Here is an 18,064-nt window from a genome sequence, read left to right as displayed (position 1 = left end):
CATGATGCCCCTTTCTCGCAAGGCAACGGCGGTCATGGCGCTCTTGAGCGCGTTCCCGATGCTGGCCTTCGCACAGAGCCAGATCGTCCAAGCCGCCCCGTCGCTTGGGAACCCGTTGCCGATCCGTATGATGACGTGGCTGCTCGCGGCGATCGTGCTCTTGCTGGTCATCTTTGCAACGCGCCATTATGTGTTCACCCTTGCGCGCCTGTTCGGGCGGCAACGTCAGCCCTATCTCGATATCGAGATGGGAAACTGGCCTGACGTCGTCATCTTTGTTGCCGCCCATAATGAAGAACAGGTCATTTCGGACTCGCTGACGGCCCTGCTGGAAGTCGACTACCCGCACGAAAAGCTGATCATCATGCCGGTCAATGACCGATCCAGCGACAAAACGCGGACGATCATCGACCGGATCGCCGCCGCCAATCCAGGCCGGCTGCACCCGTTTCATCGTGACCAGGGGCGCCCCGGCAAGGCGGCCGCGCTAAAAGATGCCACGGCCATGATCAATGTGGAAGTGATCGTCATTTTCGACGCGGATTACCTGCCGGCGCGAGGCCTGATCAAGCAACTTGTCGCGCCCTTATTCGATCCGGAGGTCGGAGCCGTCATGGGCCGTGTCGTGCCCTTGAATGTAGGGCATAACTTGTTGACACGACTGCTGGATCTGGAACGGGCGGGCGGATACCAGGTCGACCAGGCCGCGCGCATGAATCTAGGACTGGTTCCGCAATATGGCGGGACGGTCGGCGCGGTGCGCCAGCGGGCGCTCAATGAAGTCGGTGGCTGGGACATCGATATGCTCGCCGAAGACACGGACATCACGTTTCGACTTTTGCAAAACGGCTGGAAGACGGTTTATCAGAATCGATCCGAATGCTACGAGGAAGTGCCCCAGACATGGCGGATGCGCATCGGCCAGATCAGTCGCTGGTCACGCGGACATAATCAGGTTCTGATGAAAAACCTCATCAGGCTGGTATTGAACGGCGATCTTCGATTCCGGGAAAGGCTGGACGGCGCCCTTTTGCTGGGCGTATTCATGATGTCGCCGGTCCTGATCCTGGGGTGGATGCTGGCGACCGCCTTGTTCTTCATTTCTCCCCAGTACTGGGTCCTCGGATGGTTGGCCTTTTCCGCACTGCTGGCCTACGGCGCATTGGGGACCAACGCGGCGTTTTTTGAAATCGCGGCGGCTACTTACCTGGATGGCAATCGCAACCGCATACGCCTTCTGCCCTTCTCGATGTTGGGCTTTCTCATCAGCATGGTGACGATATCCAAGGCCGCATTAAGTCAGCTAGTCGATTATCTGCGGCGCAAGGAGCTGACCTGGCACAAGACGGAGCGCTTTCGTCGCGTGACCATCGAGACCCGTGCCGCGGATGTCGAGACAGTTGCCTTGAAGCCGGACTCCGATATGGATGTGACCGCTACATCGGAGACCCGCAAGCCATGAATCCCATTTCGCAGCTGGGCCTATTTTTCACGGCCATGGCGCTCATCGTGCTGCCGTTCTTGCCGACGCTGCGGGAGTGGCTTGTTCCAACGGATGATGCGCCGCTTCCCATCGACCAGAATGCGACGCATGAACTGCGTCATTTTGCCGACTCCTTTCGCAAGCTGATTGACCATCTTCTCGGGTCCGCGCCCACGCGCGACGAACTTCATCGCATCGGCAAGACCTTGTTCCACAACGGCGCGCAGGTCACCCTATTGCATGATGGCGACGGCCTTGATGTATTGGAAACAGGCTTTGAATTGGAGGAGGTAGGCCGGCTCGCGCATATTGCGATCTTTGCGGACGAGGCGCGGATCGCGGCCAATTGCCAGACGCAGGCGGACATCTATGCAGTGCGGGACATCCAGGTCGGATCGGGCGTGCAACTGCGCGCATGTTGTTCGGCAGGGAATATGCGGCTGGCGCAGAATGTGCTCATTCACCGATGGGCCGACGCCCAGACCATCGTGGCCGGCCGCGACTTGATCGTCCATGGACGGATAACCGCCCTGGACAGCATACGGTTTTCCGACAATACCCAGTTCGTCCGCGCTGGCGCGCCGACCCTCTACTTCGGGGAAAGCGACGATGCCCATATCAGCGCCCCACCGGTCCAGCCGTTGTCCGCTCCGAGCAGCAGACGGTATCTGCTGGATGGCGACACAACGATTTCAGACGAAATGCCTTGCGACGGCGATTTCGTCGTCAGAGGATCTGCCCAGGTTGTCGCGAGAAGCGTCGTCCGCGGGAGCATAAAAGCGCATGATTTCTTGCGGCTGCATGAGAATGTCAGCGTATCAGGCAGCGTGATTTCCGCAAGAGGCATAGTCATCGGCGCCGGCTGCGCCATCCTCGGGCCGCTTATCAGCGAGGATGACATCATCATCGGTCCAAATTCTGTCGTCGGCAGCGCCGCCACGCCCACGACGGTCATTTGCCGAAAGCTGATTGTTGCCCAAGGGGTCGTCATCCACGGCGTCGTGACCACACAAGACAGTGCGTATGTCGTCTTCGAGGAGATTGCGTTTGGAAATTAAATTTGCAGGCCGCGCATTGGTTTTCGTCCTGTTCTGCAGCGTGCTGCCCGCTGCGCCGGCCGCTGCAAGGCAGACGCCGTTTGCCGATTTCATCATGGCCAATGGGGCATTGACCGTCTTTCAAAAAGGCGACTATGTCGAGCCTTACTCCGCGATCAAAGCGCTGCTCGTGGCTCACAGCCTGGGCGTTGACGTGCGTAGTCAGGCGGTAACCTTCAGTAAATGGATAGTGCAGTTCCAACAGGCGAATGGCCCGTTTCCACGCATCTGTCGTAGTGGGGGAAACCTCTGGCTGGCGTGCGGTCCGAGCGATGCGGACGACTCGCTGGCGGTACTTTGGTGCGCGCTCGGAAGCGACATACTTCCCACGCACCGGGAACTCGATGCAAGCTGCGACAAGGCCCTGGATAACCTGGAAACCTTGTGGGATCCGCAGAGGCAAACCTTCCGTGCCGTCTTTGGACAGCCCGGAGCCTATTTCGCCGACAACGTAGAGGTAATGGCCATCTTGCGACGCCTACGCGCCAATCGCGCAATGTCCAGGCGCCATGCCCGTGTGCTTGCCAAGTTGCCGAGCCAGGAAACCATGCTGGCCGCGTTGCAGCGCAATTATGGATACAACCCAGACCAGACGCTGGAACCGACGGCCGCGAGCATGCCGCCCACGCCCTACGCTTTTTATCCCTATGCGGTCGCCCCCATCTACCCTTTGATCTACGACGTGCGTACGGGCCGGGCGCGGCAGCACGACTGGCAAAGCTGGCGCAAAAAGTACGGTGCGCAATGGCTGGCCGGTGATGTGGATTATTACCCCTGGGGCCTGATCGCCTGGGCGGCCTATAAGTCAGGAGACAAGAAGAGCGCGCTTGCCTGGTTGCACAACGCAACGCGATGGAAAGCGCAAGGGCGCTGGAACATCATGGAGGAGGGGGTCAGGCTTGGCCTGGACAATAAGCTCAAACCGCATGCCACGAAACGGGCAGCTGAATAGATCCGCCAAAAAATTCATGAGAAAAAATCAATGAGCCTATCCATGTCTTACGCCTTGCGGCGCCGATTTATCTATTGCGTGAACGGCGCATTGCTCGGCACGGGCCTGGTGCTGGCGGCATCGGCGGCGGCGCAGCAGAGTCATTCCGTTCCGCTGCAGGGAAGTCCGCCCGCAGTGGTCATGCCGCCTGAAAAATCGGCCGTCGAATTGATGACCGGCTTTGGCAGTTATGACGCCGGTTACGGCGTGGCCAGGTCCTACTCTTTGCGCGGCATACAAGTGACGGATTTCGGCGTGCTGCAGGAAGAGGCCCTCAGGCAATCGCGCTTTGGATTTTCCGGCTCTTATGGCGACATAAGTCTGACGCACGATCTATCGCCCGACAACTACATGATGGTGGGGGTCGGCGCAGGCGGCAGTCTTTTGTTTCCCGAGGCACGCATCGACCTTGCCGGCTACCAAAAATTCGGCGCACAGCGGCAATATGTCGTTGGCCTGGGCACTTATTTTGCCGAGGGAAACCAGGCGGGCCGGTCGGACAAAGGGCTGGTACTTAGCGGGATCTATTACGGCAATGGTTTTGTTCTGGAGGGCGGCTTGCGCGGCAACGTTGCCAATCCCGGCAACGCATTCGGTCCGAGCGAATACCTGGCCGCCACATTCGGCAGCGACGATCGGCGCGCCATCGTCGTTCGCCTGGAACATGCCAAGGAGACCTATCAGATCCTGACCACCGGAACGCAGAAAGTCGACTACATGAGCAACAGTATCTCGGTGCAATGGCATGAGCGGATAACGCGTGGCAGTTTATTGATCATCGGCCTGGGGTACTACAAAAACCCCAGCTATTCCGACAAATCAATCAATATCGGCTGGCGTTGGAGCTTTCGATAGCGCGCGATGTCGTAGTCCTTCCATAGATTGTCAATCGCCTTAGCGGAGTCATTTATGTCGAATAACCGGAGAGCTTCCACGAGAAGCCTCAGTGCCGCGGTCGCTGCCGCGGCGGCGCAGCGTTCATCGATCCTGCGTGCCACGGCGCATACGGCTCCCCGTTTGTTGAACATTCGTGGCGTACTGATACGCACCCATCGCGCCTTGCTTCATATCGATTTCACGGCCTTGCGCCTGCTGTCGATGATCGTGATACCTGCCGTCCTGAGTTCGGCCGTCTACCTGGCATGGCCATTGATCGACGTTCTCTGGACAGGAATCATCAACTTCTGGATAGGCTTGCTGGGCCCGGGTTTTTCATTGGCGCACCGGGACATGGCAATGGGGAGCGTATTGCATATTCCCTACCCGCTGGTGAACGCCGCCTTGCCCACCGCCGCGCAATGGTGGTGTGGATTCGCGGTGACTCTGGTGCTGTTGATAGGCCCCGTTTTCATGTCGCCGAACATGCTGCCGCTGGCCTACATATCGCGATTCATCGGCACGCTCCAGGCTGTCGCCCAGGTCTACTTTTATTTCTGGGGTGGGAATTTCATGCATAGCGCCGGCGCATCCGTGGCGTCGATGATGCAATCCTCTTTCGTACTGATGTTGATTACGCCTTGGCTCTATGGACTGACCTACAACATCTTCAACTTCAATCTGGTGCGCAAGTTCGCCTTGCCGGTGATGGCCTTGTTTTATTTGGCAATTCTGACACCCGTGCAATTTACCTTCGCCGCTATGCTCATGCTGCAGTTCTCGCTGCTATGGAATCCTCTTTTCTATTTAATCGGGACGACGCTGCTGCAGTTTGTGATGTTGCTGGCCATGTATGCCTGGGCCATGAGCTGGAATCGTGCGGATCAGACGCGGTAGGGGCGCGCGATAGCCAAGAAAATTGGGGAAATCAAGCTGAGGTATGGCCTGCCAAGCCTGCCGCAGCGGGGCGTCTTGGGGCTCGGTCAATCGGTGTGATGTCCCCCGCGGTCAGGGCAAGATCGATCGCCCTGGCGTGAAAGGCAGAAGGCCTTTGCGCGGGGCCGTTATGATTACGGCTTGATTCTCCGGCAGTGGTAACCATGAAGCGCATCTTCCCGAGATTTTCCCTTGTCCGTTTCGCCGCGCTGGTCCTGTGCTGTTGCGCGCCTGCTCTTGCCTTGGCGGCTCCCACTGTGCATGGCACCGTATCGCCCGATGCGTATCAGTGGCAGCCCGTCAGCCAGACGGCAGTGAACGTTACCGGTTCTCTGCAGCTTGAGATGACGGACGTTGACGGGAAAGCCGCCGCGGGGGGAGGGCCGATCGCGATGCGTTTTGGTCGGTTGGGGCGTATTCCGGTGCAGTTTGTCGGTGCATTTGATGCCGCATCCGTGGCACCTGCGACGGCCTGGGTCGTCAATCTGGATAAGCCGCAGGTCATGCTTTCATGTGGTGCGAATCCGGTCAAGGCGTTCGTTATCGAGAGCGAGCCCTCCCACGAGGGCGCAAGCGCCAATGCGGGGCGACTGAACCTCTATGGACTGGACCAAAAAATGGCAACGGTGCCGAATATCAAAAACCTGCCTACCGCCTGCTTTTTGGCGGTGTATTTGCATCGATAACCGCGTCGACGGGGTATGGCGGAAATTTTCTGACTTTCGACCCGAGCTAACTTCAAGCGTGAGCACCGCATGCATTTCGACACACCCGAAGACGACCAAGACTCCGATCAGATGACCCTGCAGGCGCGTGCCGCGGTGGCATCGCGCAGCACCTGGGTCAGCGTAGGGGTCAATCTAGGTTTGACGATCACGCAGATCGCAGTGGGCATCATCGCCAAGTCGCAGGGCCTGGTGGCCGACGGCATCCACTCCCTGTCCGACCTCGTCTCCGACGGTGTCGTGCTGGTTGCCAGCCATCATGGCAAGAAAGACGCCGATGAAGACCATCCGTATGGCCACCAGCGCTTTGAAACCGCTGCTTCACTGGTAATCGGCATCTTGCTGCTGGCCGTAGGGGTCGGCATGTTCTGGTCGGCCCTGATAAAGCTCAAAGAACCCGCTGCAATACCACGTGTGCATAGCGTGGCGCTATGGGTGGTTTGTCTTGCACTCATCGCCAAGGAGTCGTTGTTTCGCTATATGCTGGCCGCTGCCAAGCGAGTCAAGTCGAGCATGCTGGTGGCCAATGCCTGGCATGCGCGCTCGGATGCGGGGTCGTCGCTCGTCGTCGGCATCGGTATCGCGGGCAACTTACTGGGCTATCCCCTACTTGATCCCATCGCGGCCTTGGTTGTGGGGGGGATGATTGTCAAGATGGGCTGGTCCTTTAGCTGGGACGCCCTGCACGACTTGATGGATCGGGCCGTGGATGAGCAGGAGGTGGCGTCTATCCGCCAGACCCTACTGGAAACGCCTGGGGTGCGGGGCGTCCATGATATCCGCACACGCAAAATGGGCGACATGATCGTGGTGGACGCCCATATTGAGATTGATGCCGATATTACCGTCGAGGCCGGTCACGATATTGCCGTCCAAGCCCGCAGTCGTGTTCTGCAACGCCATCGCGTGCTGAACCTGATGACTCATGTCGACCCGTGGCAATCGCCTGATGGGGATCATGATCCCTGGGTTCAATCCATCCACATCAAGAGAAGTTGAATAGACTTGGTCTGCAGACCCGGTGCAACTGAGCGGGTGTGCTCGACATCCGTCCACTAGCCCTCTCCATCCCAGCCCTTTAAATTTTTCCTGGTTCTGCTCGATCACATCGCAGGCGGCGATGGAAATTTTTGATACGATCACCGCGCACAGCCAAGCCATGCGACTGCCCTCGAGCTGGACGTGCGCGAGGGCATGCAGTTCTACCGCGGGTATCTCGGGTCAGTCGTGTGCCGCACGGAACAGTGAGACCGTGCTGGATGGCCTTGCCCCGTCTTTTCGGACGCATCAGATTTACCTTTGCCGCAATGTAGACCTGGCCGCGGCGAGCACGGCGCGACTCAAGCCGTCGACCAGGGCCGACGCCGCGCGGGCATGATGCCAGTACAGCGGAATGTCCAGTGGCGTGTCCGCCACGAGTTCGACCAGCGTGCCCCGCTGCAGGTGCTCGGCTGCAAGCATGATCGGGTGCATGCCCCATCCCATTCCGGCTACGGATGCCGTCACGAAGGCTTGGGTCGAGGGCAAGGCATGGCGAGGCAATTCCACCTCGCGGTGGCAGAGGCGACGGGCCCATCGCGTTTGCAGGTTGTCTTTAAGGCTGAACATCAACGAAGGCGCTCGGGAGAGCGCGCCTGCCGTCACGCCGTGCGCGAAATGACGGCGTACAAAGTCCGGGCTGGCCGCGGCGACATACCGCATGGCCCCCAGCGGCCGGCTGTTGCAGCCGGTGGTGGGGCGCGCTTGCGCGGTGACGGCGGCCAGCACCGCGCCGCTGCGCAGCCACTGGGCGGTATGGCCTTCGTCATCCACCGAGACATCGACAAGCACCGGCGCGCTGGCAGCGAAGGCGGCGATCGCGGGTACGAGCCAGGTAGCCAGGCTGTCGGCGTTGACGGCGATGGGCAGCGGCACCCGCGCGCCACCGTCCTGCGGCGCGATGGCCGGCAGCACGGCCTGCAATTCCTGCTCCAGCAGGCGCACACGGTCGATGTGCTGGCATAACCGGCGGCCCGTATCGGTCGGGCGGCAGGGCTGGTCGCGCACCACCAGCGCGCAGCCCACGCGCTCCTCCAGCAGCCGGATGCGCTGCGAGACGGCCGACGGCGTGACATGCAAGGCGCGGGCAGCCCGGTCGAAACTGCCTTCGCGAATGACGGCGGCCAGTGCAGCCAGTGCGGAATAGTCTAGCAATGAATTAGTTGAACTTAATTGAATGAAGTAAACATAGTTTGCCTTCACATAAACAAGCTCGCAAGATGGCGGCCATGTCCAGACTTCTCGCTGCCGCTCCCTTTCTTCCCGCAGTCATACAAGGCATGACGCTCAGTTTGGGGCTGATCGTGGCGATCGGCGCGCAGAATGCGTTTGTCCTGCGCCAGGGCTTGCGCCGGGAACATATCGGGGCCGTCGTCCTGTTCTGCATGCTGGCGGACGTGGCGCTGGTCGGCGCCGGCGTTGCCGGCATGTCGCAGGCGCTGAGCGCAAGCCGCATGCTGTCTCGCGCCTTGGCGCTGGCCGGTGCCGCGTTTCTCGCGGTGTACGGATTGCGGGCCCTGCAGCGGATGCGCCGCGTCGAAGTGCTAAGCGCAAGGACCGGCGGCCAACGCCAGACGCTCGGCACGGTCATGGGGCAGGCGATCGCCTTCACGGTGCTCAACCCCCACGTCTATCTCGATACCGTGCTCCTGATGGGCAATATGGGCGCCCGCCAGCCGGATGGCTTACGGTGGTGGTTCGTCGCGGGTGCCGGAATGGGGAGCGCGCTGTGGTTCAGCCTGCTCGGATTCGGTGCGCAATGGCTGGCGCCCTGGTTTGCGCGGCCGCGGGCATGGCAGGTACTCGATTTGCTGACCGGCCTGACGATGTGCGTGCTGTCGGCGTTTTTGCTCCTTCACGCGTGCCGTGGAATCTGAGACAGGCTTCGCTCGCGCCTTGCAGAACCACACGCCTTGTTCGAACGACCTGCCGGCTTCTCGCCGAGCGGAGTTTTCCAGCCTTCGCCGGGCGGCATTGCGCGTGTCGAAAGGCAACGATGAGTTGTCCGGCAGCGTCGATTTTCTGACGGCAGGCGCTGGATCTCGCCTGCGATGGACACTCTGATAGAGGTGCCCTCGGCGTCGCTCGGTTCGCGTACCCCGCGCCGGATTGCATGGATGCGCCGGCGCGGCGCCCGAGCGTGAGGGCCAGGCCCTATCTCAGGCGACCACGTTTCTGACGAAGGCAACCGGCGCATCTGCGTCGTTGCGGTAGGCATAGGCTTGCGCGCTGCTATAGATGGCGTACTTTCCTGCCGGAACCACCATCGTCTCGGCTTCGAGTTCGAGAGTCAGGCTTCCGGAGACGACGAAAATCATTTCGTGCCACCCGGGAGGGTCCGGCTCGGCCTGATACCGCTCCCCCGACGCGAGGCTCCAGAACCAAAGTTGCGCCTCATGCGCGGCCGGCACGAAACCGAGCAACACGCCGCGGCTCTCCTTGCGGCGTCCCTTCCACAGCAGTTCGTCGAGCCGCTGGCTCTGGGCCTCGGGGTCGCTGACCAGCGTCACGAAACTCGTGCCGAGGGCGGCTGCGAGTTTGTCGAGATTGGAGAGGCTGATGTTGGTTTCGCCGGCCTCCAGGCCCACGATCATCCGGCGGCTCAGGCCCGACGCTTGCGCGAGCGCGAGCTGGCTCATTCCCGCCTGCTGGCGAAGACGGCGCAGGTTGCCGGCAACGTGCGTGAGCACGCCAGTGCCTTCGGCTTGACTGTGCAGTTTATTGCTCATATCGTAATGCGCAGTATTTTGCGCATATTAAATCATCCGCTGTTCCATCGCATGATCTTTCTCAACCGAAAAGAATGGGCCCTTGTCGTAGTCACCATGTTCTGGGGCGCGACGTTTCTCATGCTACGTCGAGATGGCCCTTGGAATGGCCGACTTTAGCGACGTCACGGCGCTGGCCATCGACGAGACCTCGCGCGCTCGCGGCCACAGCTACGTGACCTTGGCGGCCGATACCGATGCCCGGCGCGTGATCTTCGTCACCGAAGGGCGCAACGCCAAGACCATCGAAGCGCTGGCCGCCGATCTCCTGGCCCATGGCTGCCCGCCCGAACAGATCACCTCGGTGAGCATCGACATGTCGCCGGCCTTCATCAAGGGCGTGAGCAGCGAACTGCCCAACGCGCACATCACCTTCGACAAGTTCCACGTCATAGGGCACGCGAATGCGGCTGTCGACAAGACGCGGCGCATCGAACAGCGCACCGACAAGTCCCTCAAAGGCATGCGCTGGACGCTGCTCAAGGACAGCTACAGCCTCAAGCCCGAGGCGGCCGCCGCGCTCCACGAGCTGATCACGCAGCCGACCCTCAAGCGCACCGCGCGGGCGTGGTTCTACAAGGAGCAGTTGCGAGAGATTCTCGATCGAAAGCAGGTCAACGTGATGCGCGAAATGCTGCAGTACTGGAGCACCTGCGTCATGCGCTCGAAGGTCGAGCCGATGAAGGAAGTCGCCGGCCTCGTGCGCCGTCACATGGAGGGCATCGTGGCCTGGGCGCGGACCCGTCAGACCAATGGATTCATCGAGGCGATCAACCCGCACGCGCCTCAGCCCACTTGAAATTCAACAGAGCCAGTAGTGTTGATCGAGAATCAAAAACGCTTGTGCATCAGCATACTGTGGTCCGCAAGCCCGGTGCTGAGACAGATTGGTTAATTCGAGGGCATGCGTTCAAGCAGGCGGGCGTTCGCCAGTAGGCCGCCCAGGACTTTGTCGGCCACCAATGGTGAGAAATCCTCAGGCAACTCGCCCTGAACTTTCTCCACGACCTCAGGCGTGCGCGCAATCAACTCTTGAAGCAGGGGTTCGGCCGAGTCGCCATACCCAACCTGTCGAGCGGTGCTGTTGAAATGCCGACGCTGGATGTCGTGCATGTGGTAATGCCGGTTTTTGCCTAGCAGCGCCATTGCCAGCTTGATGTCTTGCTCTGCCCACAGTTTCTGACCTTTTCCGATAATGGGCAAAGCCGACATTACGTCGTACATTTTCGTCAGTTTGAACCGCCCTGGCCCACCGGCCAAAAGCTGGACACTGAAATTCTTGGCATGGCCATCGGGCGCGCGTAGCAACCAGAAGAGGATCTGTGAGGCCATCAGCGTGCGCAGATCCTGCTCTGCAGCCTGCGATTGCTGCAACAGAGTGCACAACGACTTCAGTCCCGGGCCACCCTCGCTTTCATACTTGAGATATGGCGAGACACCGGAAGCCTGGCAGAAGTCCTCCTGCATAAGGCGAAACAGGCGCGTGCCGTCGGCCGATACCGCACGGTCGAACCGTTCAACCACTAGAACTCGCTGCTTGCCGAATGTGCGGATGTCGGCGTGTGCCGTAGGGAGTCCATAGGCGTCGAGTAAGCGCAGGCATAGCCACTCGTTATCTACTGATGTGCTGAAGTCAGCTTGCCGACCGCCCACTAGTCCCAGGGGTAGTTTGAATATATGCGTGGTGGGCGTTGCTCCGCGTGGCTTCATCCATTTTCCTTCCCACCAGAGGAAGGCGTCCTTGTCTTGCGCCCCGGCAAGTGAAATCCGAAAGTCATCGTCAGGATCACGAGCGCCATCAAAGCGGCCGGGCATTGTCGCTTCGAGTAGATGGCGCTCGATCGCAGCATCATCGACAGTGATGCCTTCCACCCGATCAACGCCCGCAGGCAGTTCTCCTTCTGGCAGGATCTGCAGCGCGCCTACACAATCTCGTCCTATTGCAGCGAGCAGGTCAAAGGCGTCGGTCGAGCCTGTCTTGAATCTCACGGCCGCTCGCCGACGGATGGCGTCGCTGTCAGGTAGTAGTCCCTCGAAGTAGTTCTCGACGGCAGCACTCTTCAAGGGGGCATTGTTCAGTGTGAAAGGCAAAGAAAGGGAGATGGGCCGCCCTCGGTCGGACGCAATCCATCCCGAGTCGTATTGCAACTCCATGCTTGCACGCGCGGTGACTGTCCAGCGTCCTACGTAGACCCCGTTAGACCATAGCGTCAGTGTCTGACTATGCGAGCGGCGACCCATCTCACCACTCTGAGTTGATTTGAGGGGAGAGGACAGCGCGCTCGCCCAGTCGCAGCTCGAGCCCGACGACCGCACACCAGGTCAACAATTGCTGCACGTTTACCCCCTCTGGGTGCTGCTCCAGATAGGAGACTCGGTTTTGGCTCAATCCCAGGCGGGCGGCCAATTGTGCTTGTGTGAGCTGGCGGTCCTTGCGGGCAGCCTTGAGCATCTGACTTAGCTGCGCCGCCGTCACAAGAGGTTGAGGAGATAGGGAGATCATAAAATATCCGCAAAACAGATAATGATAGTTTATCCGTAATACAGATAAAATCGCAATAGCCGAATTGCAGATTTTTCCCAGGAGCGGATTCCCTCAAACTAAACCACAACTGGCATTGAGCTGCGCGTAAAAGACGCAGACAAACGCACCTGACCGCAATGGCTCACCGATGCCAGTGTCAGGATTCCCGCCTTTGAGTGACAGGGAAAAGCAAAAAGCCCAGCGCGGTGGCTGGGCTAAGTACTTGAATCTTGGGCAGATTTCGGTGGTGGCCTGGGGCGGAATCGAACCACCGACACGCGGATTTTCAATCCGCTGCTCTACCGACTGAGCTACCAGGCCAACGAAGTGCGGCACTATAGCATAAAAATGCAGCGCCTCATTTCAGGTGAGCATCACAAAGCGCCCAGGCGCCGTTGCAGCCTTTCCTTGGCCGACATCAGTTCCTTGGGCAGCTTGTGGGCCAGCTTGTCGAAATGCGCGTCGTGCAGCTTCATTTCCTCGGCCCAGGCGCCCTGGTCGAAGTCGGTCACGCTGTCGAACTGCTCGGCGGAGAAGTCCAGGCCGCTCCAGTTGATCTCGTTGTACTTGGGGGCGATGCCAAAGGCTGTCTCTTGGCCCGCGGCCTGGCCTTCGATGCGATCGATCATCCATTTGAGGACACGCATGTTCTCGCCGTAGCCGGGCCAGACGAACTTGCCTTCGGCATTCTTGCGGAACCAGTTGGTGGTGAAGATCCTGGGCAGCTTCCCGCCCTGGCCCTGTATCGTGGCGCCCAGCTCGAGCCAGTGCTGGAAGTAGTCGCTCATGTTGTAGCCTGCGAACGGCAGCATGGCGAACGGATCGCGGCGCACCACGCCCTGGGCGCCGAAGGCCGCGGCCGTGGTCTCCGAACCCATCGTGGCGGCCATGTAGACGCCCTCGGTCCAGTCGCGCGATTCAGTGACCAGCGGCACGGTCGTGGAACGGCGGCCGCCGAAGACGAAGGCGTCGATCTTCACGCCGGCCGGATCGTCCCAGGCGTTATCCAGCGCGGGGTTGTTGGTCGCGGCCACGGTGAAGCGCGCATTGGGGTGCGCGGCCTTGGCGCCGGTTTCCCTGGCGATCTGGGGCGTCCAGTCCTTGCCCTGCCAATCCAGGAGGTGATCGGGCAGCTTGCCCCCCGTGTCCTTTTCCATGCCTTCCCACCATACGTCGCCGTCGTCGGTCAGCGCCACGTTGGTGAAAATCACATTCTTGCCCAGGCTCTTCATGCAGTTGGGGTTGGTGTGGTAATTGGTGCCGGGTGCCACGCCGAAGTAGCCGGCCTCGGGGTTGATGGCGCGCAGGCTGCCGTCGGCCTGCGGCTTGATCCAGGCGATGTCGTCGCCGACGGTCGTCACGCTCCAGCCGGCAAAGGCCGCGGGTGGCACGAGCATGGAGAAGTTGGTCTTGCCGCAGGCGCTGGGGAAGGCGGCGGCCACGTGATATTTGCTGCCGTCGGGTTTGGTCACGCCCAGAATCAGCATGTGCTCGGCGAGCCAGCCCTGGGCGCGGCCCATGGTGGAGGCGATGCGCAGCGCGAAGCACTTTTTGCCCAACAGCGCGTTGCCGCCGTAGCCCGAGCCGTAGGACCAGATTTCGCGCGTTTCTGGGTAGTGGACGATGTACTTGGTTTTGTTGCAGGGCCAGGCGGTCTGGTCTTTTTCGCCGCGCTTGAGCGGCGCGCCGATGGTGTGCATGCAGGGCACGAATTCGCCGTTTTCGCCGATTACGTCGTAGACCGCGCGGCCCATACGGGTCATGAGCTTCATGTTCACGGCCACGTAGGCGCTGTCGGACAATTCCACCCCGACGTGGGCGATGGGGCTGCCCAGCGGGCCCATGGAGAAAGGGATCACGTACATCGTGCGGCCTGCCATGCAGCCGTCGAACAGCGGCTGCAGCGTGGCGCGCATCTCGGCCGGGGCCATCCAGTTGTTGGTGGGGCCGGCGTCGTCCTGCTTTTCGCAGCAGATGAAAGTGCGGTCTTCGACGCGGGCCACGTCCGAGGGGTCGGTCCAGGCTAGGTAGCTGCCGGGACGCTTGGCAGGGTTGAGCTTTTTGAAGGTGCCGGCGTCCACGAGCTGTTGGCACAGGGCGTCGTATTCTTCCTGGCTGCCGTCGCACCAATGGATTCTGGCGGGCTTGCACAGAGCGGCCATTTTGGCGACCCAGGCCACGAGCTTGGGGTTCTTGACGTAGGCAGGGGCCTGGATATCCAGGCCTTGCGCGGATGTGTTCATTGCACTTCCTTCAAATGGGCCAACCGGCCGGGCGAAAATGGAGTGGCCCGGGGCAAACGAGGCGTCCAGAGGGTCGATTCTAGGGAGGAGTCCTGGTTTTGTCAGCAATGGGCGTGGCGGCCGATAGGTTAAGCCGCCGTTAACCTTGTCGGTGTGCCGACTTGTGTCTTGCTGCGCAGGCGTGCTCAGGTCTGCATTGCGCGCTGGCCGCCGCGGATGGTCAGCGTGTATCCGGCCAGGCCGACCATTGGCCCGGGTACCAGCAGCCATACGGCGTCCAGGCCTATCCGCGCCAGCAAGTCGGTGCATAGTGAGATCGACACCACCGTGATGGCAAAGCCGATGGCGTTCTGTATCGCCAAGGCCGACCCGACCAGATCCGCGGGGCAACTGCGGGCCGAGAGCGCGGAGAATTGGGGCGAGTCGGCCACGACGGATGCGCCCCAAACCAGCATGAGTATCGCCATTGCCAGCGGCGACAAAGTCGACCAGGACAAGGCGAAGACGGCGCCGCAGGTGCCGGAGATGAAGAGGGCGCCCAGCGCTACGGGCGCGCTGTCCAAGCGCCGGGTCAGCATTCCCCCGGCCATGCAGCCCAACGCCCCGGCGGCGATGACCACGAAGGACATGCCGGACACGCCCCAGCCCGGCACGATTCCTGCAAGCGTGGTGTGCGAGATCAGGACGGGCACGACGGTCCAGAAGGCATACAGCTCCCACATATGCCCGAAGTAGCCCCAGGCTGCAGCGCGAAAAGGCCTGGCCTTGAAGGCCGAAAGCACGGCGGCCTTGCCGCCGTTTGCGCCTGCGCGGTCGTGGGATCGGCCGCGGGCGCCCGGCAGGTGCGGGCCTTCGCCGAGCGCATAGATAAGGCCGCCGCCGCCCAGGGCGAGTACCGAAGAAGCGAGGATCACGGTTTGCCAGGGCAAGCCCGCGCCCAGCTGGCGCAGCAGGTGCGGCAGCGCGGTGCCCAGCGTGAGCATGGCCACCAATTGCGCCAGCGCCATGCCCGTGCGGCGCGGCTCCCAGCTGACGATGAGCTTCATGCCCAGCGGATAGATGCCGGCCAGGGAGAGGCCGACAAGAAACCGATACAGCATGGCATCGGCCAGTCCATGGGAAAACCAGGCGAAGCAGGCATTGAAGAAGGCGCCGGCGATCGTGCTGATGGCGAAAATGCGGCTTGCCCGGAACCGGTCGGCCAGGCCGGCCAGCGCCATGAACAAGGTTCCGGTGATGAATCCTGTCTGTACGGCGCTGGTCAGCCAGCCGATGTCGCTATTGCCGATGTGCCAGGCGCGGGCCAGATCCTGCGCGGCGCTGTTTGCGCTGAACCACAGGGACGTTCCCAGAAGCTGCGCCACGGCGATGACGGTCGACGGACTGGGCCGGCGTCGAACCAAGGGTAGGCTGAGCATGTTCACCTTTCGTGTGGCCAGGCCCTAGGCGTGGACCGCCTGCGCGGCGGGCCGCAGGCGATGGAAGTCCCGGCCGAAATAGATCAGGCCTTCCCGGCCGTTGGAGTTGCGCACGGCTTTGATCTCGCAATAGAAGACGGTGTGCGTGCCGACTTCGTTCATCGCCATGACCTCGCAATCGAGGGCGGCGATGCTTCCGAGCAGCGCCGGCGCGCCGGTTTCCAGCTGCTCCCATTCGGCGGCGGCAAAGCGCGATTCCATCGACGCGGTCTTGGACGCGAACTGCAGTGCAATGTCGCGTTGATCGCCGGCCAGGACATTGACGCAGAGATTGCCGTTGGCGCGGATGACAGCGTTGTTCTTGCTTGCCCGATTGATACACACCAGTAGCGTCGGCGGTTCGTTCGTTACCGAGCAGACCGCGGAGACGGTGCATCCGGCCAGGCCGGCCTTGCCGGCGCTGGTGACGACGCTTACGGCCGCGCCCAGTCCCGACATGGCTTCCCGATACGTCGCTTTGTCGATCATGGTGGCTTTCGCTGTTTCGGGGCGACCTTGATCGCCGCTCACGCGCGAACGCCGCGGTAGCCTGCCGCGGGGTGGGTCGATGGCAGCCGGGCCTGGCCGAAAAGCTTCTCGCGGTAGCTGCCTTGCTGGTAGGCGGTCTTGTAGGCGCCGCGCTCTTGCAGCCGGGGAATCAGCAGATCGATGACGTCGTCGAAGCATTCGGGCACGACGGTGCGCGAGAGGTTGAAACCGTCGACGCCGGTCTGGGCGCTCCAGTCGATGAGTTGGGACGCGATCTGGTCCGCCGAACCGATCCACGGCGCTTGTCGGCTGCCCAGGACCATCTGATCGAGCAGTTTGCGGCGCGTCCATTGGGGGCCGCTGGCGCGCGTCATGGCCTGGACGTTCGAGACGATGGCCTGGCTGTTGCCGGTGTCTATGGGCTCGTCGAGGTCGTACTTCGCAAAATCGATGCCCAGCGATGCGGCGGCATGGGCCAGCGCGCCTTCGGTGCTGACGTACTTGCGGTATTCCTCGAATTTCTCCCGCGCTTGCGCCTCGGTGTTGCCGACGATCAGGGTGGCGCCCATGAATACTTTCACATCCTCGGCGCGCCGGCCGAACCGCACGGCCTGGCCGCGGATGTCGTCGACGATCTCCTTGACGCCTTCTTTCTTCTGGCCGTTGACGAAGACGCACTCGGCGTGGGTGGCGGCGAACCGGCGGCCGCGCGTGGACGATCCGGCCTGGTACAGGACCGGCGTGCGCTGCGGCGAGGGGGCGCACAAGTGCATGGCGTCCACCTTGTATTGCGGCCCGGCGTGGTGAACGACCCGCACCTTGCCGGGATCGGCATAGATGCCGCGTTCGCGGTCGGCCAGCACGGCGTCGTCGTCCCAGCTGCCCTCCCACAGCTTGTACACCAGCGACATGTATTCGTCGGCCAGGTCGTAGCGGTCGTCGTGCGCGATCTGGCCGTCGATGCCGATGGCGCGCGCCGCGCTGTCCAGGTAGCCGGTCACGATGTTCCAGCCGATGCGCCCGCCCGTCAGGTGGTCCAGGGTCGACATGCGGCGGGCGAACAGGAAGGGCTGTTCGTAGATCAGGTTGGATGTGACGCCGAACCCCAGATGTCGGGTCACGGCCGCCATGGCCGGGATGAGCAGCGTCGGATCGCTGACCGGAACTTGCGCCGCGCTGCGCAGCGCCGCATCGGCATTGCCGCCATAGACGTCGTAGACGCCGACCACGTCGGCAAAGAAGATGCCATCGAAGAGTCCTGCCTCCAGCCTCTTGGCGTAATCTACCCAGTATTGCAGTTCGCCGTGGCGGGTCGACTGGTCCCGCGGGTGGGTCCACATGCCTTGCTGGATATGTCCCACGCAGTTCATATCGAAGGCGTTCAGGCGAATTTCACGTGGCATGTCGGATTCCCGGTTGTTGCGCTGGCTATTTCCC

Annotated in this window: 16 protein-coding genes, 1 tRNA gene and 1 pseudogene; 9 read left to right on the top strand and 9 right to left on the bottom strand. The window is 61.5% G+C overall.

The window, feature by feature from the left end; genetic code table 11:
- Position 1 precedes the first annotated feature (1 nt).
- The 7 genes from H143_RS0104615 to H143_RS0104585 all read left to right on the top strand — a co-directional run bounded on the left by H143_RS0104615 (position 2) and on the right by H143_RS0104585 (position 7,107).
- Positions 2 to 1,462, top strand: a complete 1,461-nt coding sequence (locus tag H143_RS0104615; RefSeq protein WP_369751066.1) for a glycosyltransferase — start codon at positions 2 to 4, stop codon at positions 1,460 to 1,462.
- Positions 1,459 to 2,541 carry a polymer-forming cytoskeletal protein gene (locus tag H143_RS0104610; protein WP_019937058.1) on the top strand — a complete coding sequence of 361 codons (1,083 nt, stop codon included), beginning with the start codon at positions 1,459 to 1,461 and terminating at the stop codon, positions 2,539 to 2,541. Before H143_RS0104615 ends, H143_RS0104610 begins: the two co-directional genes overlap by 4 nt.
- On the top strand, positions 2,507 to 3,532 hold the full coding sequence (locus tag H143_RS0104605; RefSeq protein ID WP_196801280.1) for a hypothetical protein: 1,026 nt from the start codon (positions 2,507 to 2,509) through the stop codon (positions 3,530 to 3,532). The genes H143_RS0104610 and H143_RS0104605 overlap by 35 nt, the downstream gene beginning before the upstream one ends.
- Positions 3,533 to 3,622: 90 nt before the next feature.
- Positions 3,623 to 4,426, top strand: coding sequence for a YaiO family outer membrane beta-barrel protein (locus H143_RS0104600; protein ID WP_231378454.1), 804 nt, complete (start codon positions 3,623 to 3,625; stop codon positions 4,424 to 4,426).
- 27 nt (positions 4,427 to 4,453) lie between these two features.
- Entirely contained in the window at positions 4,454 to 5,344 is an 891-nt protein-coding gene (locus H143_RS0104595) for a hypothetical protein (protein ID WP_155803321.1), read from the top strand.
- Between the two features lie 203 nt (positions 5,345 to 5,547).
- On the top strand, positions 5,548 to 6,069 hold the full coding sequence (locus H143_RS0104590) for a hypothetical protein (protein ID WP_019937054.1): 522 nt from the start codon (positions 5,548 to 5,550) through the stop codon (positions 6,067 to 6,069).
- 69 nt (positions 6,070 to 6,138) lie between these two features.
- On the top strand, positions 6,139 to 7,107 hold the full coding sequence (locus H143_RS0104585) for a cation diffusion facilitator family transporter (protein WP_019937053.1): 969 nt from the start codon (positions 6,139 to 6,141) through the stop codon (positions 7,105 to 7,107).
- Positions 7,108 to 7,401: 294 nt separating this feature from the next.
- On the opposite strand, the gene H143_RS0104580 is transcribed toward H143_RS0104585, so the two are convergent.
- Positions 7,402 to 8,301, bottom strand: a complete 900-nt coding sequence (locus H143_RS0104580) for a LysR family transcriptional regulator ArgP (protein WP_019937052.1) — start codon at positions 8,299 to 8,301, stop codon at positions 7,402 to 7,404.
- 74 nt (positions 8,302 to 8,375) lie between these two features.
- Between H143_RS0104580 and H143_RS0104575 the strand changes: the two genes are divergently transcribed.
- A complete protein-coding gene (locus H143_RS0104575) occupies positions 8,376 to 9,023 on the top strand; it encodes a LysE/ArgO family amino acid transporter (protein ID WP_026349723.1) in 648 nt (215 codons plus the stop codon).
- 282 nt (positions 9,024 to 9,305) lie between these two features.
- On the opposite strand, the gene H143_RS0104570 is transcribed toward H143_RS0104575, so the two are convergent.
- On the bottom strand, positions 9,306 to 9,875 hold the full coding sequence (locus H143_RS0104570) for a helix-turn-helix domain-containing protein (RefSeq protein WP_019937050.1): 570 nt from the start codon (positions 9,873 to 9,875) through the stop codon (positions 9,306 to 9,308).
- Positions 9,876 to 9,999: 124 nt separating this feature from the next.
- On the opposite strand from H143_RS0104570, the pseudogene H143_RS19940 reads away from it, so the two are divergent.
- A pseudogene (locus H143_RS19940) lies at positions 10,000 to 10,689 on the top strand (ISL3 family transposase); the annotation flags it as partial.
- A gap of 116 nt (positions 10,690 to 10,805) precedes the next feature.
- Here the strand turns inward: H143_RS19940 and H143_RS0104560 are convergent.
- From H143_RS0104560 to H143_RS0104530, 7 genes are all read right to left on the bottom strand, one after another.
- Positions 10,806 to 12,155 carry a type II toxin-antitoxin system HipA family toxin gene (locus tag H143_RS0104560; RefSeq protein WP_026349722.1) on the bottom strand — a complete coding sequence of 450 codons (1,350 nt, stop codon included), beginning with the start codon at positions 12,153 to 12,155 and terminating at the stop codon, positions 10,806 to 10,808.
- Between the two features lies 1 nt (position 12,156).
- Positions 12,157 to 12,417, bottom strand: a complete 261-nt coding sequence (locus H143_RS0104555) for a helix-turn-helix domain-containing protein (RefSeq protein WP_019937047.1) — start codon at positions 12,415 to 12,417, stop codon at positions 12,157 to 12,159.
- 266 nt (positions 12,418 to 12,683) lie between these two features.
- Positions 12,684 to 12,759 (bottom strand) — tRNA-Phe (locus tag H143_RS0104550).
- A 53-nt stretch (positions 12,760 to 12,812) separates the two neighbouring features.
- A complete protein-coding gene (locus H143_RS0104545) occupies positions 12,813 to 14,681 on the bottom strand; it encodes a phosphoenolpyruvate carboxykinase (GTP) (protein ID WP_019937046.1) in 1,869 nt (622 codons plus the stop codon).
- Between the two features lie 185 nt (positions 14,682 to 14,866).
- The gene (locus tag H143_RS0104540; RefSeq protein WP_019937045.1) at positions 14,867 to 16,099 is read right to left on the bottom strand and encodes an MFS transporter; all 1,233 of its coding nucleotides are present in this window, start codon (positions 16,097 to 16,099) and stop codon (positions 14,867 to 14,869) included.
- 24 nt (positions 16,100 to 16,123) lie between these two features.
- Positions 16,124 to 16,627, bottom strand: coding sequence for a flavin reductase (locus H143_RS0104535; protein WP_019937044.1), 504 nt, complete (start codon positions 16,625 to 16,627; stop codon positions 16,124 to 16,126).
- 38 nt (positions 16,628 to 16,665) lie between these two features.
- Positions 16,666 to 18,030 (bottom strand): LLM class flavin-dependent oxidoreductase, encoded by a 1,365-nt coding sequence (locus tag H143_RS0104530; protein WP_019937043.1) that lies wholly within the window; start codon positions 18,028 to 18,030, stop codon positions 16,666 to 16,668.
- Between the last annotated feature and the right edge of the window lie 34 nt (positions 18,031 to 18,064).

It is taken from the genome of Bordetella sp. FB-8, from assembly GCF_000382185.1.
Taxonomy (GTDB): Bacteria; Pseudomonadota; Gammaproteobacteria; order Burkholderiales; family Burkholderiaceae_B; genus Bordetella.
This window is presented reverse-complemented; position numbering and strand designations above follow the sequence as displayed.